At 67.8% G+C, this 1,258-nt stretch carries 1 protein-coding gene; it reads right to left on the bottom strand.

The features are described 5' to 3' along the window. Positions 1-139: 139 nt before the first annotated feature. Complete coding sequence (locus tag P409_RS34655; protein ID WP_034849474.1) at positions 140-1,204, bottom strand: IS5 family transposase; 1,065 nt, start codon at positions 1,202-1,204, stop codon at positions 140-142. Between the last annotated feature and the right edge of the window lie 54 nt (positions 1,205-1,258).

Raw genomic sequence — 1,258 nt, 5'->3', positions numbered from 1 at the left:
CCCGCAAGCGAGACCTTTTCAGAATCGATGGGTCTCGTGGTTTGGGAGAGAAGCGTCTGCGAGAAGGACGGAATGGGGCAGGGTTGGCCCGGTTTGGAACGGCCTGAGCCGGCCGGATTGGTGCCTCAGCGTCGTGGAGCTAGGCGGGCTCGGCTTTGGCAGGGGTCATCAGCACAACCAGACGCTTGAGGTTGAGGGCGGTGCACAGCAGCGCGAGATGGACGGCGTTGCGGGCGACGCCGCAGTAGCGGACCCGGGTCCAGCCACACAGCCGCTTGAGCCGGGCGAAGACCTGCTCGACCGGGGCCCGGCGCCTGCCGATGGCTTTGTTGTGCTGGATCTGGCGGGGCGTGAGCGGATGGTGCCTGTTGGGCCGGTGCATCATCCGGTCCTTGATGCGGAGCCTCTGCAACTTCTCCCGATGCTTGTGGCTGGTGTAGGCCTCGTCGGCATAGACCGCCGCCTCGTCGCCGCAGATCAGGGCTCCGGCCTCGACCGTGTCGTTGACATTGGCCGGTGTCAGGCGCTGCCGCCGGATGATGCCCGAACCCTGGTCGACCCCGACATGGGCCTTGTAGCCGAAGGTCCGGCGTCCGTTCTTCTTGGTCCAGGCCGCCTCGGGATCGACCGGGCTGCGCACCAGCTTGCTCGGCGGCCGGGCCGGGGCCGGACTGGCGGCCGCCTTCGTCGGGGACGTCTTCTGGGAGGCCTCGGCCGGGCGCTTCTTCTCCGCCTTCGGCTTCGGCGGACGCTTCACCGCCGCCTCCACCAGGCTGGCGTCGATCAGCGTGCCGCGCCGCACGATCAGCTTCCGCTCGTCGATCTGCCGATTGACTTCCTCGAACACCCGCTCCGCCAGACCATGCCGCCGCAACCCCTCGCGGAACCGGTGGATCGTCACATGGTCCGGCGTCTGGTCGTCCAGCGCGAAGCCGCAGAAGCGCCGGAAGCTCAGCCTGTCTCCCAGGGCCGCCTCCAGCCCGGGATCCGACAGCCCGTGCCATTGCTGCAGCAGCACCGCCTTCAGCAACGCCAGCGCCGGATAGCCCGGCGCCCCACGCCGCAACGGATCCAGCGGCGAGACCAGTTTCTCCAACGCTGGCCAGTCAATCAGCTCGCCCAGACGATCCAGCGTTGCGTTCTGCCCCACCCCAGACACCAGGCTGTCCGCCAGGCTCCATTGACCAAGCTCCCGCCGCGCCATCCTCTCGACCCTTCTCCCTCGGCTCTCCAAACCGAATCACGAAACCTCCTTTCT

It is taken from the genome of Inquilinus limosus MP06, assembly GCF_000767795.1.
Lineage (GTDB): Bacteria > Pseudomonadota > Alphaproteobacteria > DSM-16000 > Inquilinaceae > Inquilinus > Inquilinus limosus_E.
Note: the sequence above shows the minus strand (reverse complement) of the source record. Positions and strands in the feature narration are given on the sequence as shown.

Bases quoted from the DNA above. Each gene is read 5' to 3' on its own strand.
- P409_RS34655 (WP_034849474.1), bottom strand. From the start codon at position 1,204: ATGGCGCGGCGGGAGCTTGGTCAATGGAGCCTGGCGGACAGCCTGGTG.